The organism is Bradyrhizobium sp. SPXBL-04 (assembly GCF_051853035.1).
GTDB classification, from domain to species: domain Bacteria; phylum Pseudomonadota; class Alphaproteobacteria; order Rhizobiales; family Xanthobacteraceae; genus Bradyrhizobium; species Bradyrhizobium zhanjiangense.
Map to the genome: position 1 here is coordinate 2,952,849 of NZ_CP182472.1, position 15,198 is coordinate 2,968,046.

The 15,198-nt window shown below is 62.2% G+C and carries 15 protein-coding genes and 3 pseudogenes; 8 read left to right on the plus strand and 10 right to left on the minus strand.

All coding sequences use genetic code 11. The features are described from left to right. The first annotated feature begins 80 nt into the window (after nucleotides 1–80). Together ACNJX8_RS13755 and ACNJX8_RS13760 are read left to right on the plus strand one after the other, a co-directional pair. The gene (locus tag ACNJX8_RS13755; protein WP_439361036.1) at nucleotides 81–1,265 is read left to right on the plus strand and encodes a FecR family protein; all 1,185 of its coding nucleotides are present in this window, start codon (nucleotides 81–83) and stop codon (nucleotides 1,263–1,265) included. A gap of 59 nt (nucleotides 1,266–1,324) precedes the next feature. Further along, nucleotides 1,325–4,066 (plus strand): EAL domain-containing protein, encoded by a 2,742-nt coding sequence (locus ACNJX8_RS13760; protein ID WP_439361037.1) that lies wholly within the window; start codon nucleotides 1,325–1,327, stop codon nucleotides 4,064–4,066. A gap of 25 nt (nucleotides 4,067–4,091) precedes the next feature. Here the strand turns inward: ACNJX8_RS13760 and ACNJX8_RS13765 are convergent, their stop codons facing one another. Next, the gene (locus tag ACNJX8_RS13765; RefSeq protein ID WP_128932542.1) at nucleotides 4,092–4,352 is read right to left on the minus strand and encodes a hypothetical protein; all 261 of its coding nucleotides are present in this window, start codon (nucleotides 4,350–4,352) and stop codon (nucleotides 4,092–4,094) included. A 266-nt stretch (nucleotides 4,353–4,618) separates the two neighbouring features. Between ACNJX8_RS13765 and rocF the strand changes: the two genes are divergently transcribed. Together rocF and ACNJX8_RS13775 are read left to right on the plus strand one after the other, a co-directional pair. Next, nucleotides 4,619–5,596: an arginase gene (rocF, locus tag ACNJX8_RS13770; RefSeq protein WP_439361039.1), complete on the plus strand. Its 978-nt coding sequence runs from the start codon at nucleotides 4,619–4,621 to the stop codon at nucleotides 5,594–5,596. Nucleotides 5,597–5,724: 128 nt separating this feature from the next. Then, entirely contained in the window at nucleotides 5,725–6,009 is a 285-nt protein-coding gene (locus ACNJX8_RS13775) for a hypothetical protein (protein ID WP_370989784.1), read from the plus strand. A 50-nt stretch (nucleotides 6,010–6,059) separates the two neighbouring features. Here ACNJX8_RS13775 and ACNJX8_RS13780 read toward each other — a convergent pair whose 3' ends face one another. Together ACNJX8_RS13780 and ACNJX8_RS13785 are read right to left on the minus strand one after the other, a co-directional pair. Beyond that, nucleotides 6,060–7,313, minus strand: a complete 1,254-nt coding sequence (locus ACNJX8_RS13780) for an NRAMP family divalent metal transporter (RefSeq protein ID WP_439361908.1) — start codon at nucleotides 7,311–7,313, stop codon at nucleotides 6,060–6,062. Nucleotides 7,314–7,632: 319 nt separating this feature from the next. Beyond that, complete coding sequence (locus ACNJX8_RS13785) at nucleotides 7,633–7,818, minus strand: hypothetical protein (protein ID WP_091897192.1); 186 nt, start codon at nucleotides 7,816–7,818, stop codon at nucleotides 7,633–7,635. Nucleotides 7,819–8,462: 644 nt separating this feature from the next. Here ACNJX8_RS13785 and ACNJX8_RS13790 point away from each other — a divergent pair. Then, nucleotides 8,463–9,401 carry a metallophosphoesterase gene (locus ACNJX8_RS13790; RefSeq protein WP_091897196.1) on the plus strand — a complete coding sequence of 313 codons (939 nt, stop codon included), beginning with the start codon at nucleotides 8,463–8,465 and terminating at the stop codon, nucleotides 9,399–9,401. A 7-nt stretch (nucleotides 9,402–9,408) separates the two neighbouring features. Here the strand turns inward: ACNJX8_RS13790 and ACNJX8_RS13795 are convergent, their stop codons facing one another. Continuing rightward, a complete protein-coding gene (locus tag ACNJX8_RS13795; protein ID WP_128945055.1) occupies nucleotides 9,409–9,897 on the minus strand; it encodes a CDP-archaeol synthase in 489 nt (162 codons plus the stop codon). A 102-nt stretch (nucleotides 9,898–9,999) separates the two neighbouring features. Between ACNJX8_RS13795 and ACNJX8_RS13800 the strand changes: the two genes are divergently transcribed. Next, nucleotides 10,000–10,938, plus strand: coding sequence for a metallophosphoesterase (locus ACNJX8_RS13800; RefSeq protein ID WP_439361042.1), 939 nt, complete (start codon nucleotides 10,000–10,002; stop codon nucleotides 10,936–10,938). Nucleotides 10,939–11,017: 79 nt separating this feature from the next. Here the strand turns inward: ACNJX8_RS13800 and ACNJX8_RS13805 are convergent. Continuing rightward, nucleotides 11,018–11,438 (minus strand): annotated as a pseudogene (locus tag ACNJX8_RS13805) (hypothetical protein); the annotation flags it as partial. Nucleotides 11,439–11,450: 12 nt separating this feature from the next. Then, a pseudogene (locus tag ACNJX8_RS13810) lies at nucleotides 11,451–11,760 on the minus strand (hypothetical protein). A 361-nt stretch (nucleotides 11,761–12,121) separates the two neighbouring features. On the opposite strand from ACNJX8_RS13810, the gene ACNJX8_RS13815 reads away from it, so the two are divergent. Together ACNJX8_RS13815 and ACNJX8_RS13820 are read left to right on the plus strand one after the other, a co-directional pair. Further along, on the plus strand, nucleotides 12,122–12,388 hold the full coding sequence (locus tag ACNJX8_RS13815; RefSeq protein WP_128945053.1) for a hypothetical protein: 267 nt from the start codon (nucleotides 12,122–12,124) through the stop codon (nucleotides 12,386–12,388). A 103-nt stretch (nucleotides 12,389–12,491) separates the two neighbouring features. Then, nucleotides 12,492–12,761: a DUF6894 family protein gene (locus ACNJX8_RS13820; RefSeq protein WP_128938931.1), complete on the plus strand. Its 270-nt coding sequence runs from the start codon at nucleotides 12,492–12,494 to the stop codon at nucleotides 12,759–12,761. On the opposite strand, the gene ACNJX8_RS13825 is transcribed toward ACNJX8_RS13820, so the two are convergent. The 4 genes and pseudogenes from ACNJX8_RS13825 to ACNJX8_RS13840 form a co-directional block, all read right to left on the minus strand. Next, nucleotides 12,755–12,970 (minus strand): hypothetical protein, encoded by a 216-nt coding sequence (locus ACNJX8_RS13825; protein ID WP_128932550.1) that lies wholly within the window; start codon nucleotides 12,968–12,970, stop codon nucleotides 12,755–12,757. The genes ACNJX8_RS13820 and ACNJX8_RS13825 overlap by 7 nt on opposite strands. Further along, entirely contained in the window at nucleotides 12,967–13,167 is a 201-nt protein-coding gene (locus ACNJX8_RS13830; RefSeq protein WP_128932551.1) for a hypothetical protein, read from the minus strand. The genes ACNJX8_RS13825 and ACNJX8_RS13830 overlap by 4 nt, the downstream gene beginning before the upstream one ends. Nucleotides 13,168–13,984: 817 nt before the next feature. Next, the gene (locus ACNJX8_RS13835) at nucleotides 13,985–14,833 is read right to left on the minus strand and encodes an MFS transporter (RefSeq protein ID WP_439361045.1); all 849 of its coding nucleotides are present in this window, start codon (nucleotides 14,831–14,833) and stop codon (nucleotides 13,985–13,987) included. Next, nucleotides 14,718–14,977 (minus strand): annotated as a pseudogene (locus tag ACNJX8_RS13840) (FAD-dependent monooxygenase); the annotation flags it as partial. The gene ACNJX8_RS13835 and the pseudogene ACNJX8_RS13840, both read right to left, overlap by 116 nt. Nucleotides 14,978–15,198: the final 221 nt, after the last annotated feature.

A 15,198-nucleotide genomic window follows, 5' to 3' on the forward strand; every position in this document is an offset into this window, starting at 1 on the left:
CTCGCCACTTCGCGCTAATTTTCTCTTGAGTGATTTCGGATAGGCCTCACGTCTGGCTGTAACGCGGACTGAGGATTGTCATGTTCGGTGGAGTTGGAGTGTGGCGCGCCTTGCTGGCAGCGCTGATCCTTGGAACGCCATCCGGTGCATCCGGCGCGGAGAATGGCGTCTGGTCGGTCAGCAAGGCCACCGGCGAGGTCTGGGTCGCCACCAACGGCGCGCAGCAGGTGTCGCTGAATCAGGAGGAAGCGCTCAAGCCTGGCGACACCATTCGCACCGGCCGCAACGGCCGCGTGCTACTCGTCCGCGGCGAGGAAACGATCCTGATCTCTCCCAACTCGGTCGTCGGCTTGCCTGCCGAGAAGAAGGAGGGACTCTCGACCACCATCATCCAGCAGGCGGGTTCGATCCTGCTCGAGGTCGAGAAGCGCAACGTCAAGCATTTCGAGGTCGAGACGCCTTACCTCGCCGCCGTCGTCAAGGGAACGCAGTTCAGCGTCACGGTGGGGGCGGGCAGCACCAAGGTCAGCGTGCTCCGCGGCCAAGTTGAAGTTTCCGACTTCAAGACGGGACAGATCGCGCAGGTCATGCCGGGGCAAGTGGCCACCGTCTTCGAACATGGCAAGCCTGGTCTCGGCCTGAGCGGTGCGGGGGCGTTCAATCCGATCGAGCAGGGTAAGCCCCGCGCCTCCACCATCGAGCGCATTCCCGTGCCGAAATCGGGACTGTCCGCACCGCACAATGCCGCGAATGGTCATGCGATCCATGCGCTCGGTCCGATCGACAAGGGGATCAAGATGGTCGGTTCGCCGATGCGGTCGCATCAGGCGACTGGCGGGCACGCCCCCAAGGCCGGCGTCGTGCGCATCTCGAACTCGCTCGGTGAGGTCAAACTGAATTTCCAAAAGGTCACGCGCGGGCTTGCCCATAGCGCCGTTGCCCCCGGACAGGTGCGCAGCGCGAATGCCAGCACAAGTACCGAGACGGTCTGGAGCGATGGCAAGGCCAGCACGCAAGCATCCCAAACCGCGGCAACGACTAGCGGTGCCGTAACGGCTGGCAGCAGTGCCTCGTCGGCCGCAAGCGCAGCGATAGCCGCAGCGGCAGTTAATGACGGAAACTCCGGTGGCAACGGCAATTCCGGTAATGGCAGCAACAATAATGGCAACGGCAACAATGGCGCCACCGGTAACGGCAGGGGCAACAACGGCGATGGGCGTGGCGGCGGTAACGGCAGCAACGGCCACGGCTACAACAGACACTAAGGCGATTTCCTAGGGGATGAGGGGGCTCGCCGGTTGAAGCGGGCGCGGGGGAGGATTGGGTGAAACGCTATCGGCCGCATATTCTGGTTGTGATCGCGCTTGCGGTCGTGCTGTCCACGGGGTGGCATGGCGCGCTCCGCAATGCGCTCACCGACCTGCGGTTCGCTTGGCAATCGCGTGCTGCCAGCGGCAATGTCGTCGTCGTGGCCATCGACGCGCCCTCGATCGACCAGATCGGGGTGTGGCCCTGGCCTCGCCGGCTGCACGCGGAGCTTCTGCATAGGCTTGAAGCTGCCGGCGTGCAGGATGTGGCCTTCGACGTCGATTTCAGCACGCCGTCGGATCCGGCCTCTGACAAGGCTTTCGTCAAGGCGCTTCGGGACGTCGGCGGCTCGACGGTCCTGCCATCCTTCAAGCAGCCGGCGCCGAATGGCGGTGCGGCTCACATCAATCATCCCCTGAAGCCGTTCAGCAACCAGTCTTGGCCGGCCGTCGTCAATGTCGCGGTCGAATCCGACGGGCTCGTGCGCCGTTATCCATTCGGCGAGAAGCTCGGTGACGCCTTGATGCCGTCGATGGCCGTCGTGCTGGCTGGGCAGGACGCCAATCGGCGGCCGCCCTTCCTGATCGATTTTAGTATTCGGGCGGCTTCCATCCCAAGTGTCTCCTATGTCGACGTGCTGCGCGGCGATGCCGCGACCCTGGATAAGGTGAGAGGCAAGAAGATCATTGTTGGTGCGACGGCGCTCGAACTGGGCGACCGGTTCAGCGTTCCGAATGGCCGCATCGTCTCTGGACCCGTCCTTCAGGCGCTCGCGGCAGAATCGATCCTCCAGAACCGGATGCTGCGCTGGACCTCAGATGCCGGCATGATGCTCGGCCTCGGCCTGATCTGCCTCTTGATGATCACTTCGTGGCGCCGCGTCGCACCGGGACTTCGCGTCGCAATCCTGATCGCAGCCGGCGCTGCCATCGAACTGGTCGCGACCCTCGTGCAGGCGAGATGGCCCTTCGTCATCGATACGTCGCTGTTCCACATCGCGATCATCGCTTATCTAACGGCGATCGCGCTGGACGAGATCGATTTCCGCAGTCTCCTGGGTCGCATCGCCGAGAGCCGCTTCCATCGCATCGCGATGTCGCTGGGCGATGGTCTCGTCTGCACCGATGAGGATCATCGGATTACGGTTTGGAATCCCGGCGCCAGCGCGATTTTTGGCTACATGCCGGCCGAGATGATCGGTCGCCCATTCGAAACGCTGTGTGCCGTACCGGCGGACGGTGACGCAAGGCCGTCCATGCACGATGCCGCGCGCCAGTCGCTCCTGGTTCCCGGTGGCGCCGTCGTCGTAGAGTTCGAAGGGCGACGCAAGAACGGCGAGACATTCCCGGTCGAGGCGAGCTTCTCCGGCTGGCAGGGAACGGACGGCTTCCAGTATGGAGCGATCCTGCGCGACATCTCGGTGCGCAAGCGCGAGGCCGAGCGCGTCAGGTATCTCGCCGAACATGATGCGCTGACAGGGCTTGCCAACCGCAACATGCTACATGCGTCGCTCGCCAGTCTGATCACCGAGGCAGAGCATCGGTCTTCCAATGTCGCACTGCTCGTGCTCGGGCTCGACGGCTTCCAGCAAGTCAACGACATGTTCGGGCATGCCGCGGGCGACCGCGTGCTGCGGGCGGTCGCCGAGCGCCTGACGGCCGATGCCGGCGCCGGGGCGATCGTCGCGCGCCTCAGTGGCGACGAATATGCCATCGCGCTGGATTGCGCGGACGCGAGCGAGCCGATTGCCGAATTCGCCGAGCGAATCGCGCGCGCGTTCGAAACGCCGCTCGCAACGGGCGCAAGGCAGCACCGGGTCAGAATCAGCATCGGCGTGGCCGTCCATCCCGACGGCGGGCGCAACGCCGATGATCTCCTCGGTAACGGCCACCTCGCACTTACGAAGGCGAAGCTGACGCGGCGCGGCAGCCACGTGATCTTCGAGAGTGCGATCAGGCAGGAGCTGGAGAACCGGCTGACGCTCGAGAGCGAATTGGCGCTTGCCGCGGATCGCGGCGAGTTCGAGCTGTTCTACCAGCCCCAGGTTCGTCTGGTCGACGGCAGCCTGGTTGGAGCCGAAGCGCTCATCCGTTGGCGGCACCCCGTGCGCGGCTACGTCTCGCCTGCGGAGTTCATGCCGGTGGTCAACACGTCGGCCCTGTCCGAGCGGATCGCGAACTGGGTGATGGAGACCGCCTGTCGTCAGGCGCGCGCCTGGGAAATATCCGGCAACGAGGTCCGCGTGGCGATCAACCTGTCGCCGTCCCAGCTTGATTCCGGTGACCTCGCGCATTCGGTTGCCGAATTGCTCGATGCGACGGGGCTGACACCCTCGCTGCTCGAGCTCGAGGTCACCGAGGACATCCTGTTACACGACGAGGCCCGCGTCCTCGACATGTTCAAGCGGATTCAGGAGCTCGGTGTCCGCGTCCTGTTCGACGATTTCGGCACCGGCTATGCGAGCCTGAGCTATTTGAAGAAATTTCCGCTCGATGGGCTCAAGATCGATAGATCGTTCGTGCTCGACCTGCTCACCGATTCCGACGATGCCGCGATCGTCGGCTCCACCATCGGTCTCAGCAGGCAGCTTGGGCTCACGGTCGTAGCTGAGGGCATCGAGAACCGCGCCACGGCCGACTTCCTGATCAGCATGGGATGCGCGGAAGGGCAGGGCTACTTCTTCGGCCGCCCTATGCCTTCCGAGGCGTTCGAACGGCAATTCCTCACGATCGAGCGCGCCATCGTCAGCGCCGCCTAGAGGGGGTGCGTATCCGGTAAGGTCGTCAGCGCCGGCGCGCCACCGCGACGCCGAACAGGAAAGCAACGAACAGGCTGGTGAGCGGCGCTTCGCGCGTAATCGCCGCAACCGTCGAGAGCGGCCGGCCCGGCTTTCGCGCTTCCTCGATCGCAGAGGTAAGACGGTCGACCGCTGCATGCAGGCCTCCGGCGACTTCTCCGATCGTGCGGGATACATCCGTCGCTGCATCGACGGCGCGTTCGGCCACGCCAGGTTGGGGATTGGATTGCGGTATCTCGGTGCTCAAGCGCGCGATCTCCAGACCCGATGATGGAGGCCGGCACCTTTGGCTATCCGCGCGAGCGCTCGTTTTGAACAGCGGGTCTGACGACCTTTGGCTATCCGCGACAGGCGCCGTGGTTTACGTTTACGGCGGGTGCCGGCCTTGGATAGGCAATTCGGCGCGCGGGATTTTGTTCCGGGATGATATGCCCACAGCGGACCTCCCCGGGAAACGACGGGTGCGAATCTCTGTTAGGCTGACGGTATCCTTGCTGACGTCAGGAGATTGCCGTGACCGATCGGACCGTGACGGATCGAACCCGGCGGATCGCCTTGCTCGGCGCTCCCATCGACATGGGAGCTTCGCAGCGCGGTACCTTGATGGGCCCTGCTGCGCTCCGCACCGCGGGCCTTGCGACACTGCTCGAGAGCCTCGATTTTGAGGTCGTCGACTACGGCGATCTTTCCGTGGCCGAGGTCCGGGACCTCGCCGACAAGCCGCCCGAGAAAGCCAATCACTACCGCGAGATCCAGCGCTGGACGCGCGTGCTGAGTCACAGAGGCTATGAGATCGCGAAAACCGGCGCACTGCCGATCTTCCTCGGCGGCGACCACACGCTGTCCATGGGGTCGGTCAATGCGATGGCGCGTCATTGGAAGGAGCGCGGCCGCGAACTGTTCGTGCTCTGGCTCGATGCCCATACCGATTACAACACGCCGGAAACGACGATCACGGCCAATATGCACGGCATGTCGGCCGCGTTCCTGTGCGGGGAGCCTGGCCTCGATGGATTATTGGGCGATGATCCGCGCGCCTCGATCGACCCCGATAGGCTCAATCTGTTCGGCGCGCGTTCGGTTGACAAGCTCGAAAAGGAGTTGATGCGCGCGCGCCGGATCAGGGTCATCGACATGCGCCAGATCGACGAGTTCGGCGTCGCCGTGCTGATCCGGCGCGTCATCGAGCGCGTGAAGGCGAGCGATGGCGTGCTGCATGTCAGCTTCGACGTCGATTTTCTCGACCCGTGCGTGGCTCCGGGAGTAGGCACCACGGTGCCCGGTGGCGCGACCTATCGCGAGGCGCATCTGATCATGGAGCTGCTGCACGATTCAGGGCTGGTGGGGTCGGTGGACATTGTCGAGCTCAATCCGTTCCTCGACGAGCGCGGCCGGACCGCGCGTACCGCGGTCGAACTGATTGGTAGCCTGTTCGGTCAGCAGATCACCGACCGGCCGACGCCGAGCAATGCCATCGCGCCGGGCGAGTGAAACCGGTTTGAACCGAAAAGGAGCGTATGTTCCCCGCCTTGGCCGGGAACTTCCCGGAGCCAGGGCGGGAACTAGGGGGGACGCAATTGAATTAACCTGCGATAGGATAATTGCGGACCCTTTTGGTGATGACGGCTGATCGTTTCGCGGATTCCATCTCTACGGCGCTTCGTCATCCCGGAGTGATCGCGCTGATCGTGGCGGGCGTGACGATTGCAGCGATGCTGATCGTCGACCACGGCCCTTGGAGCCGCGCCAAGACCCAGCCGGCCCATATCGCGATGTACGCGACCACCGGGGAAGCTGCGCGCGCTGCGGGCGCTGCCGTGCTTCCGACCGAACCGAAGTCGCCGGTCGAGCCGGCACGGCCGGGGCCGAAGACGTCGTCGACCGTCAATCCCGTGACACCGTAGCCTTATCGACGTTGATCTCGCGCTCTTCCGGTTCTCCTTCGTCCCTCTCATCAGCCGATCACGGACGAGCCGAGCAGGGCGAGGACGGCCAGAGCCATCAGTGCGGTGCCGAGCCAGCCCAGCGCGATCAGCCATGAGCGGGCCTTGAAGCGGCCCATGATCGTACTGCTCGAGACGATCAGCATCATCATCGCCATGATCGGGACGGCGACGATGCCGTTGAGCACCGCGCTCCACACCAGCATGTGTATCGAGTCGATCCCGGTGAAGCCGAGGCCGAAACCGATGATGGTTGCGGCCGCGATGATCGTATAGAAGCCGACCGCCTTCTCGGGCTTCGCCTCCAGCGTGGCGCGCCAGCCGAAGATCTCGGCGACGCCGTAAGCCGCCGAGCCCGCCAGCACCGGGATCGCCAAGAGGCCCGTGCCGATGATGCCGAGCGCGAACAGCGCGAAGGTGAAGTCGCCGGCGAGCGGCCGCAGCGCTTCGGCGGCCTCCGTCGCCGAATGGATCTTGGTCACGCCGTTGGCATTCAGCACCGCTGCGGTGGTCAGGATGATGAAGAAGGCGATGCCGTTGGACAGCAGCATGCCGGAGATGGTGTCGGCCCGGATGCGCGCGAGCACGGGATCGCCGCCGCTCGGCAGATCGCGCAGTGGCCTGTCGTGCTTGCCCTGGTTCATCTCCTCGACCTCCTGCGAGGCCTGCCAGAAGAATAAATAAGGGCTGATGGTGGTGCCGAGCACGGCGACGACCATCAGAAAATAGTCGGCGCTGACATTCGCCTTGGGCCACACCGCGGCGAGCAGCGCCGTGCTCCACGGGATCTGCACGGTGAAGGCGGTGGCGACATAGGCAAACAGCGCCAGCGTGAGGAATTTCAGCACCGGCGAATAGCGGCGATAGGGCAGGAAGACCTCGAGCAGGGTCGAGCCGGCCGCGAAGATCAGCGCGTGTTCGTGCTGGAGCCCGCCGATCACGAGCGCCAGCGCCTCCGCCATCGCGGCGATATCGGCCGCGATGTTGAACGTGTTGGCGACGACGAGCATGGACACGAGCGCGAGCACCGCCCAACGCGGCGCCAGCTGCATGACGTTGGCGGCGAGCCCCTTGCCGGTGACCCGGCCGATCCGGGCGCTGACGAGTTGAATCGCGATCATGAACGGCGTGGTCAGAAACACCGTCCACAGCAGCCCGTAGCCGAATTGCGCGCCGGCCTGCGAATAGGTGGCGATGCCCGACGGATCGTCGTCGGCCGCCCCGGTGATCAGACCCGGCCCCAGCCTTTTCAGCAGGACCGGCACGGACTTGGTCGAGGCGTCGGCGCTGCCATGCTTGGCGGGGCGGTGTTTTGATCGGGTCGACAGGGGAGCCTTCCGTAATTTCGAAGTCAACGATTAAGCCAGATTGTAGCCGGAAAGTTCCCGCAGCGGGGCCCATGAGGATTTGATTCTGATAATGCGAATTTCTCTTTGACCCGTCGGGCAAAACAGGTATAGAGTGCCATCATCGCAGAAATAGCCGATGCCCGCGCCGCCCCGGCCGCGGGCTTTCTGTTGCGGTGCGATTTCTTGTGTTCGCTTGGCCTGCTCGCAGGTCCGGAAGCCAAGTCGTGGCCGGGTGCTATTTGATGCTGACGAACATGCCCCAGGCCGCGGCCAGCGCTGCGCCCGCGAAGACGAGCACCGGATTGTCGCAGAACGCGCTGCCATAGCGGCACACGTCTGCGCCGAACTGGCCGAGCTCGTGACGGCCCGCGGAGTAGAACAGTCCCGACAGCCCCAGCAATGCAGCGGCGACGTAATACATCGGTGGTCTCTCCGAATCTGTCCCGATTGCGTCCTTCGCAACGGGAGCAAAGCGACATGTCCCAGCATGGCGCGAAGAGCTTTCATTCCGCCAAATCCGATGTGCTGGATTTAGATAAAGTTTGACGGGGGTGCCAATTTGTCCCGACGCGGCTTAGGGCATTGACTCATTCGCGCCGGCGTTGGGACGCTATCCGCCCGAAACCAGACCTACGATGCTCACCTTGAGTTTTGCCGAATTTGACCGATTCTGTTGAAAAAGGCCGGCAGTATTTCGTTGTAGTAGCTCCGTCGCAACGTCGCCGAACTGCTCTACCGACCTATGCGAGGCTCGGGGTGGGCATCGGGATCAGCTTGGCTATCTTTCGAAGGTTTTGGGCGGTGGCGGTGGCGGTGCGCTTTGATAGATGCCTACCATGGGATGCAGCCAAGGCAAACCCGCGCAAAATTCAGGAATTAAATACAAAAAGCCACCGGCCTGGGACGCAGGTGCGGCGAGCCACGTTCAGCAGGTTTATAAGAAAAAGCCGGAAGATCTTCCTGGATTTTGTGCTGCCAAGCAGCCAGCCGAAAGGAATATCCTGAAGAGTTGGCAAGCCCTGGTGCTCCCTTGGAAGGTTGAGCCGATGCGGAGGAATTCGTTCCATGGACGAAGATATCCTACACAAATTGGAGGGGCGCCTCGGACCGCTCCATGCGAGACAGCGATTGGCTATCGAGACGGTTCATGAGGCGCAGATCTTCGGCCACGGCCTTCTCTCCTTTCACATAGAGAACTGGTATCCGGTCCACTCTGTCGTCCGAAATGCACTCAAGCTGACTGGTCTCTACTGGCGCGGACGCCGAAATACAGAAAGTATTCTCGTCAAACGGAATGATGTTGTGTTCAAGGAGCTGCCACAGCTTTTCGACGGCTTCACCATACTCCACCTCAGCGACATGCACGTGGATATGAATGAAGCTGCCATGCAGCGCCTTATCGAACTCGTCGGTGACATGCGCTACGATCTATGTGTCCTAACCGGGGACTATCGGGGGAAGAATCTTGGACCGTTTGAGGCTACCTTGAACGGCGTTGCACGAGTGCGAGCTCATCTAAAGGAGCCCGTTTATGGGGTTCTAGGCGACCACGATACCATCCAAATGGTTCCGGGGCTGGAAGCCATGGGAATACATATACTGCTTAACGAGAGCGAGGTGATCGTGCGCGGCGATCAGCAAATCTACCTAGCCGGAATCGATGACGCTCATTGCTTCAAGGCCGACGATATCGAAAAGGCTGCGTTGCAGATACCGTTTGGCGAGTTCTCCATCTTACTGTCACACACACCGGAGGTCTATCATCCGGCGGCTCATGCCGGTTTTAACTTGTTGCTGAGCGGGCATACGCACGGCGGGCAGATCTGTCTGCCAGGATCTATTCCGATCATACTTGATGCAGTATTGCCTCGACAGATGGGGGCAGGAGCTTGGCGGTATCATGACATGGCCGGCTACACCTCTGTCGGTGCTGGATCGAGCGTCGTTCCTGTTCGCCTCAACTGTCCACCAGAAATCACCCTGCACTGCCTCCGTTCGGGCTAACGGCGGGCTAATATGGTTCGTCGCGCAGGTGGACCCGGAATAGAAAACGAGACAGAATTACCGCGCCAATAAAAAAGATCCCGACGCCAAGCGCGACGTCTGCGATCGTCAATGAAAGTGCGCCGCGGCATGCCAGCATCGGAAATACGGATTCGGGAATCTGGTCGAGCCCGAGTGCCTGGCTGCTGGGCGGAGAGTTTAGGCGGCGCTTCACGAAGCTGGAGAACAAATCGCCCGCCATAGCCGCAACCGCTACGATTGCACCAATCGTCAGATCCAGACCGATAAGAGGAGCGCTTGCTGTCGTGACGAGGAATGAAATCAAGATACCGCGGATGGTCTTCGATGGCCCAAACAACGGCCGGCCATCAAAAAATGTGGTGCCGGCATCCAGCGGAAAGGAAAAACGCGAGCCAAAAATCTTCTTCGCAACGATCGGTGTGCCGTTCGCCAACGTCATTAAAACCAACAATTGCAGAATATGCACAAGTTGCATTTCTTCAGCTTAGCTTATAGTTGCATCCGCCAGGGTCGGGCTGATTCTGGCCTCATCGGAATACGCTATATCTACCTGAAGGCCGATCAAGGGGGCTAGCTGGTGGACGACGAGATTCTGCGCAAACTCGAGATCCGCCTCGGGCCGCTCCACGCCCGCCAGCGATTGGGAATTGAGCGAGATCATGAAGCTCAGGTGTTTGGCCAGGGCCTCACATTCTTTCACCTCGAAAACTCATCCTGGGCCGAGTGGATCATTCGAAATGTTCTGCGGGCAACGGGACTTTATTGGCGTGCACGCCAGAATGCAGAACGCATTCTTGTCAGGCGGAATGACTTGAGGTTCGAGAAATTACCGCCCCTCTTTGAGGGCTTCACCATTCTCCACATTAGCGACCTTCACGTGGATATGAATGAAGTTGCCATGAACAGACTCATCGAGCTCGTTAGCAGCATGCAGTACAATGTGTGTGTCCTGACTGGCGATTATCGGGGTCGGACTTTTGGGCCCTTCCAGCCCGCGCTGGATGGTGTCGCGCGATTGGGAAATCATCTGAAACAGCCAATCTACGCGGTGCTCGGCAACCACGATACGATTCAGATGGTTCCGGGGCTCGAAGCCATGGGCATTCGCGTGCTGCTCAATGAATGCGAAACAATCGTTCGTAGGGACCAACGGATCTATCTGGCGGGAATCGACGATGCACATTTCTACAGAGTGGATAACATCGAAAAAGCCGCTCTCTCGATACCCCGCGGTCAATTCTCGATCTTGTTGTCTCACACACCGGAGGTTTATCGCCAGGCTGCCCATGCCAATTTTGATCTCATGCTGAGCGGACACACCCACGGCGGTCAGATTTGTCTCCCCGGATCCATTCCAATCAAGCTCGAGGCGGTGCTGCCAAGACGGATGGGGGCGGGGCCTTGGCAATACGGCGATATGACCGGCTATACTTCCGTTGGTGCGGGCTCGAGCGTCGTTCCCGTGCGCCTCAATTGCCCGCCGGAAATAACCTTGCACCATTTACGTCGCACCTGACGCTCACCTAAGACGGTTCATCACGTACATGAGCCTAAAAACAAGAGTCGGGGAGAGAAGTAGCTCGCCGAAGCGAAATCACGAGCGTGCCGCCGCGGCGAACGCCCTCCGCGTAGCGCGAGGCGTCTTCCCTGGAGACGCCGTTGGGGGAGCGCGCCGACGATGCCGCCCGCGGCCGCGCCGGCAGCCGTGGAGGCGAGCCATCCCGCAGCCACGACCGGTCCGAGACTGGGAATGGCGAGCAGGCCGAGGCCGGCGAGAAGGCCTGCCGCACCGCCGAGGCCGGCGCCGACACCGGCACCTGTGCCGGCGCCTTCAGCGCGATCGTCGAGGCCGTCGCGGTCACGGTCGACCTTGCCGCGCGACGAGCCGCACCAATTGTCGGAATTGTTCGCGACGATGCTGATATCGGAGTGCGGCACGCCGGCGCTCTCGAGCCGGATGACGGCCCGCTCGGCATCGGAATAATTGTCGTAGAGACCAGAGACGGTGATCGTCATGCTGTTTGCTCCTTATTTCGCGGGGTTCACGTTGCCTTGGAAGTCAACGCTGACATCGGTCTTGGTGCCGGCCTTGTCGGCCTTCCCACGCCAGACGCCTTCATTGTCCTTCTGCAGGCCGGAAACATTGGAATATCCCGCGCCCTCGATCCGCGACTTCGCCTGTCCGTCAGCGAGGCTGTTGCGGCCCGCGACCGGCGTTCTGATCGGAGCTGTTGACGGCTTGTTTCCCGGCCCGCTTTGCCAGGGGCTGCGACTGGGCGCGCGCAGGCGCAGATGCGAGCAGCAACAAGGTTGCCGCCAGCAGAGTTAGACGTGACATGTTTTTGTCTCCTGCGAGTGAATGCGCCGGCGACAAACAAGTCAGATTCGGATTGGTTGGTCGGTTCGACGATGCGAAGTGCCGCAGCACCGTTTCGCGGGGATCAGCGCCCCATTGTGCACACAAGCAGGCGGGAGACGATGTGAAGCCCGCTCACGAAACACCGCTGAAACAGTCCTGAAACCCGATTGTCCTGAACTCCTCAGCCGCGGGCCTCGACCAACGGATCGAAAAGGAGAAAATCATGATCCAAATCGGTTCGAAGGAAGAAGTCGCGTTGCTTTTGGCGCTGTTCGGCACCCACACTCAGCCGGTCAGGAAGCCGAAGCCGAAATCCTCGCGCGGGTGAGGCGCGAAACCCATGTCGGGTTTGGCCGACTGCCAGAGCCTCCTGCGTCTTTTGATCGCGAGGGGAGACCCCCAGGCGATCCCGCTCGCCGAGAATGCCATCGATCAGTATCTTGCCATCACGCCGGCTGGCGCGCGCGGACGCGGCCTGTGCGAGCTTCAGCGCGACGCACGCGACCAGCACGGGGCCGCGGTCGGCGTGCAGCGCTCGTTCGCGGAGACGGTGGACGCCTACATTGCACGCAAGCTGGCGGAGGAGCGCGTGGGCGCCGAGGGTTGACGGGCCCTCGCGCCCGGAACCACCCGTCGATTCAATCGATTTTCTTCGTTCCGCCGAGCAACCTTTGCCCGCCCCGGGTCTATCAAGGCAAAGGATTGCGAAGATGCCCCGATACTATTTCGACCTTCGCGACGAGAAGGGTCTAGCGCTCGACGAGGAAGGGCTGGAACTGGCCAACACTCGCGCCGTTCAGGCCGAAGCCGCCAGGTCGCTGGCCGACATGGCGCGCGATGCCGTGCTCTCCGCGCCCCTGACAGGCAACAGGCAGACGATGGCGATCGACGTTCGCGACTCCGACGGTCCTGTGATGCAGGTGACGTTCTCGTTCGCCATCGAGAGTTACACGACGCGATCGCACGCGCGCGATCATTGACGCGTGTGCGCGGTCGGCAGCGGCTGATCGGGCTCCAGCACGGCGATCTTGCGGCCGAGTTGCCAGACTTCGACCTTGCCGTGGCGGGTGAACTGCCGTGCGAATGTGAGGGCGGAGGCGTCGGACGCCGCCTCGAACGCCTCGGCGGAGCGGAAGACGCCGTCATCGCCGACGAGGTAAGCGCGATATTGATGGCAGTGATCGGTCATGTCGGGGTCCTCAGGCCGGGCGAATGCAGCCAGGCATCGATCTGCATGGCGGTCTCGTCCTGCCGCGCCTTGCGCAGCAGCAGTTCGCGGCGGCGCCCCGGCGCCAGCGCGCGGGCTTCCTCGCGACAGCGCGCGGCCTCGTCTGCGAGCCGTTCGGAAAGTGTCTTGCTTTGTTTGAAGCGTCGCCGCGTTCGCATGGCGCATCTCCCTTGTTTCGAAGTAGGGCGGGAGCGCAATCAGGCGTTCTCATCACCGATAAATGCCACGAGCCTTGCGGTGATAGGTTAACCCTACGCCTGCAGCTGCGGAGAGTCTGTATCTTTTGATATGCTGCGCGAGCTAATTTTCGAGTGCAAGTTCAGTGGTTTGTGCCATTTACTCATCTTGAGTGCAGGCAATTTGTAATGTCCAGTTTTGAACAAAGGCAGCCTCAGGTCGTTGACCGCCATCACCGGCCAAGGCTCTGTCCGTAGGCGTCGGTGGCTGAGAGACCGAGCGCGCTCCCGCCTGCAAAGCAAGGGAGCACGGCCGTGCCAGATAATGACAATCATACGCGCCGCATTCACGACGAGGCTGCCGCTATCGCGAGGCAGAGTGCATACATTCGCGACCTCGTCGCGCGATCGTGCGAGATCCTGAAGCAGCCGGTGCCGGACACGTTTCTGGGCCGTAGGACACATGAGCCCTTCCCCCGCGAGCCCAGCTCTTCGCCGGAGGACGAGCGCTGACCGTCGGCGCGATCGCGACTGTCGGCAGCAGGCCGGTTTGCAGCGCGCGGATTTGCCAGGCATACGCGCAAAAGGCCTGGGCGAGCGCGCGCTCCCTTATGAAGGCGAGCCGAAGCCGTTCGGCTTCGAGGAGGGCGGCATCGGCGCGCGCCAACAAGGGATCGGGCGTCGATCCGCGCACGGCGATGCAACGCGACATCTTGCCGCTCGTTCCCGGCAGCGGCGGTGCCGGACGTCGACGAGGTCGTGAAGACGCAGCTGTAACGGACCGGACGCCGCATGCATTTCACCGGCGATCCGCGAGAAGCGGGGAGCAGCCAGGGGAAGTAGGCGGCATTCGTAAGTCCTGTCTGCGCTCGCACGACCGACGGATCAATCTCTCCCGTTGGCGAAGCCAAACCAGGCGAATGGGAGCGCTGCGGCGCAGAGGGCTGCCATGGGAAAGAACGCGGCCCCCGGCCCACGAGACGTAGAGTGCACCAGACGCGAAGGTGAGTGCAGCCGTGACCACGCCCGAGCCAAATGCATAAAGAGCTTGTGCAGTTGCGGCAACACTTGGTGCGACCAAGGTTCTCATCATCCGCATGCAAGCGAGGTGAAGCAAAGCGAATGTCAACCCGTGTAACGGCTGTATTATTGAGAGCAGCAACACCGAGGTGGTTACGCCGGCTACAGACCAGCGAATGGCTCCCGCCATCGCCGCCAAAACGGCCGCACTACGCACCCCAAGCCGATCGAGGAGTTCTGGACCGGCGAGCATGAACACCAACACTTCAGCAAGTACCGCCTCGGACCAAAGGAAGCTAATCGCGGAAGTGCTAATGTCGGCTTGTCTCCACCTGATCACAGCAAACGCATTGTGCACAGCATGGCTGCCATAGACCAAAGCTGAGACGACAAGAGCGATTCGAAACCGCGAGATCCTGAGTAGACCTTGCAGCTCTGACACAGGAAAGAATGGCGCGCTTTGCAATGCGGCTTGACCAGCCTGGGGCAGCAATGCTGTGGCGCCAGCGGCGGCGATCGGCGACGCCGCGCTGATCGAGGATCTCGAGGGTGCGGGCGTGCAATCCGCCGGCGCGCGTCTCGACCAGCTCCTGGTTCGCGCGCCGCTCGACCACAACGACGTCGACATTGGCGAGCGCGAGCTCCGCAGCCAGCATCGGACCAGTTGGGCCAGCGCCGGCGATCACCACGGCATGATCGGTCATGGCGGCGGTCCACGCGCCGGCGCGATGCACATGCCGGTGTGAACGGGACTGGGAAGCAATACAGGCATGGCGTGACCCCTCGATGTGTCGGCTGGGCCACGAGTTCTACGGCAGGGACGGGGACTTGAAGCAAGCCCCTCGCGCACCACATATCTAGCTGAGAGGAGGGGTTTCGTCGTCTTGCCCTCGACGGTGTTTGACACGTCGGGCAAAACACTGGCAGAATGGCATCATCGAAAGAGTTTGGTTCAGCCCGCGCCGGAGCAATCCGCTGCGGGTTTTCTTTTGG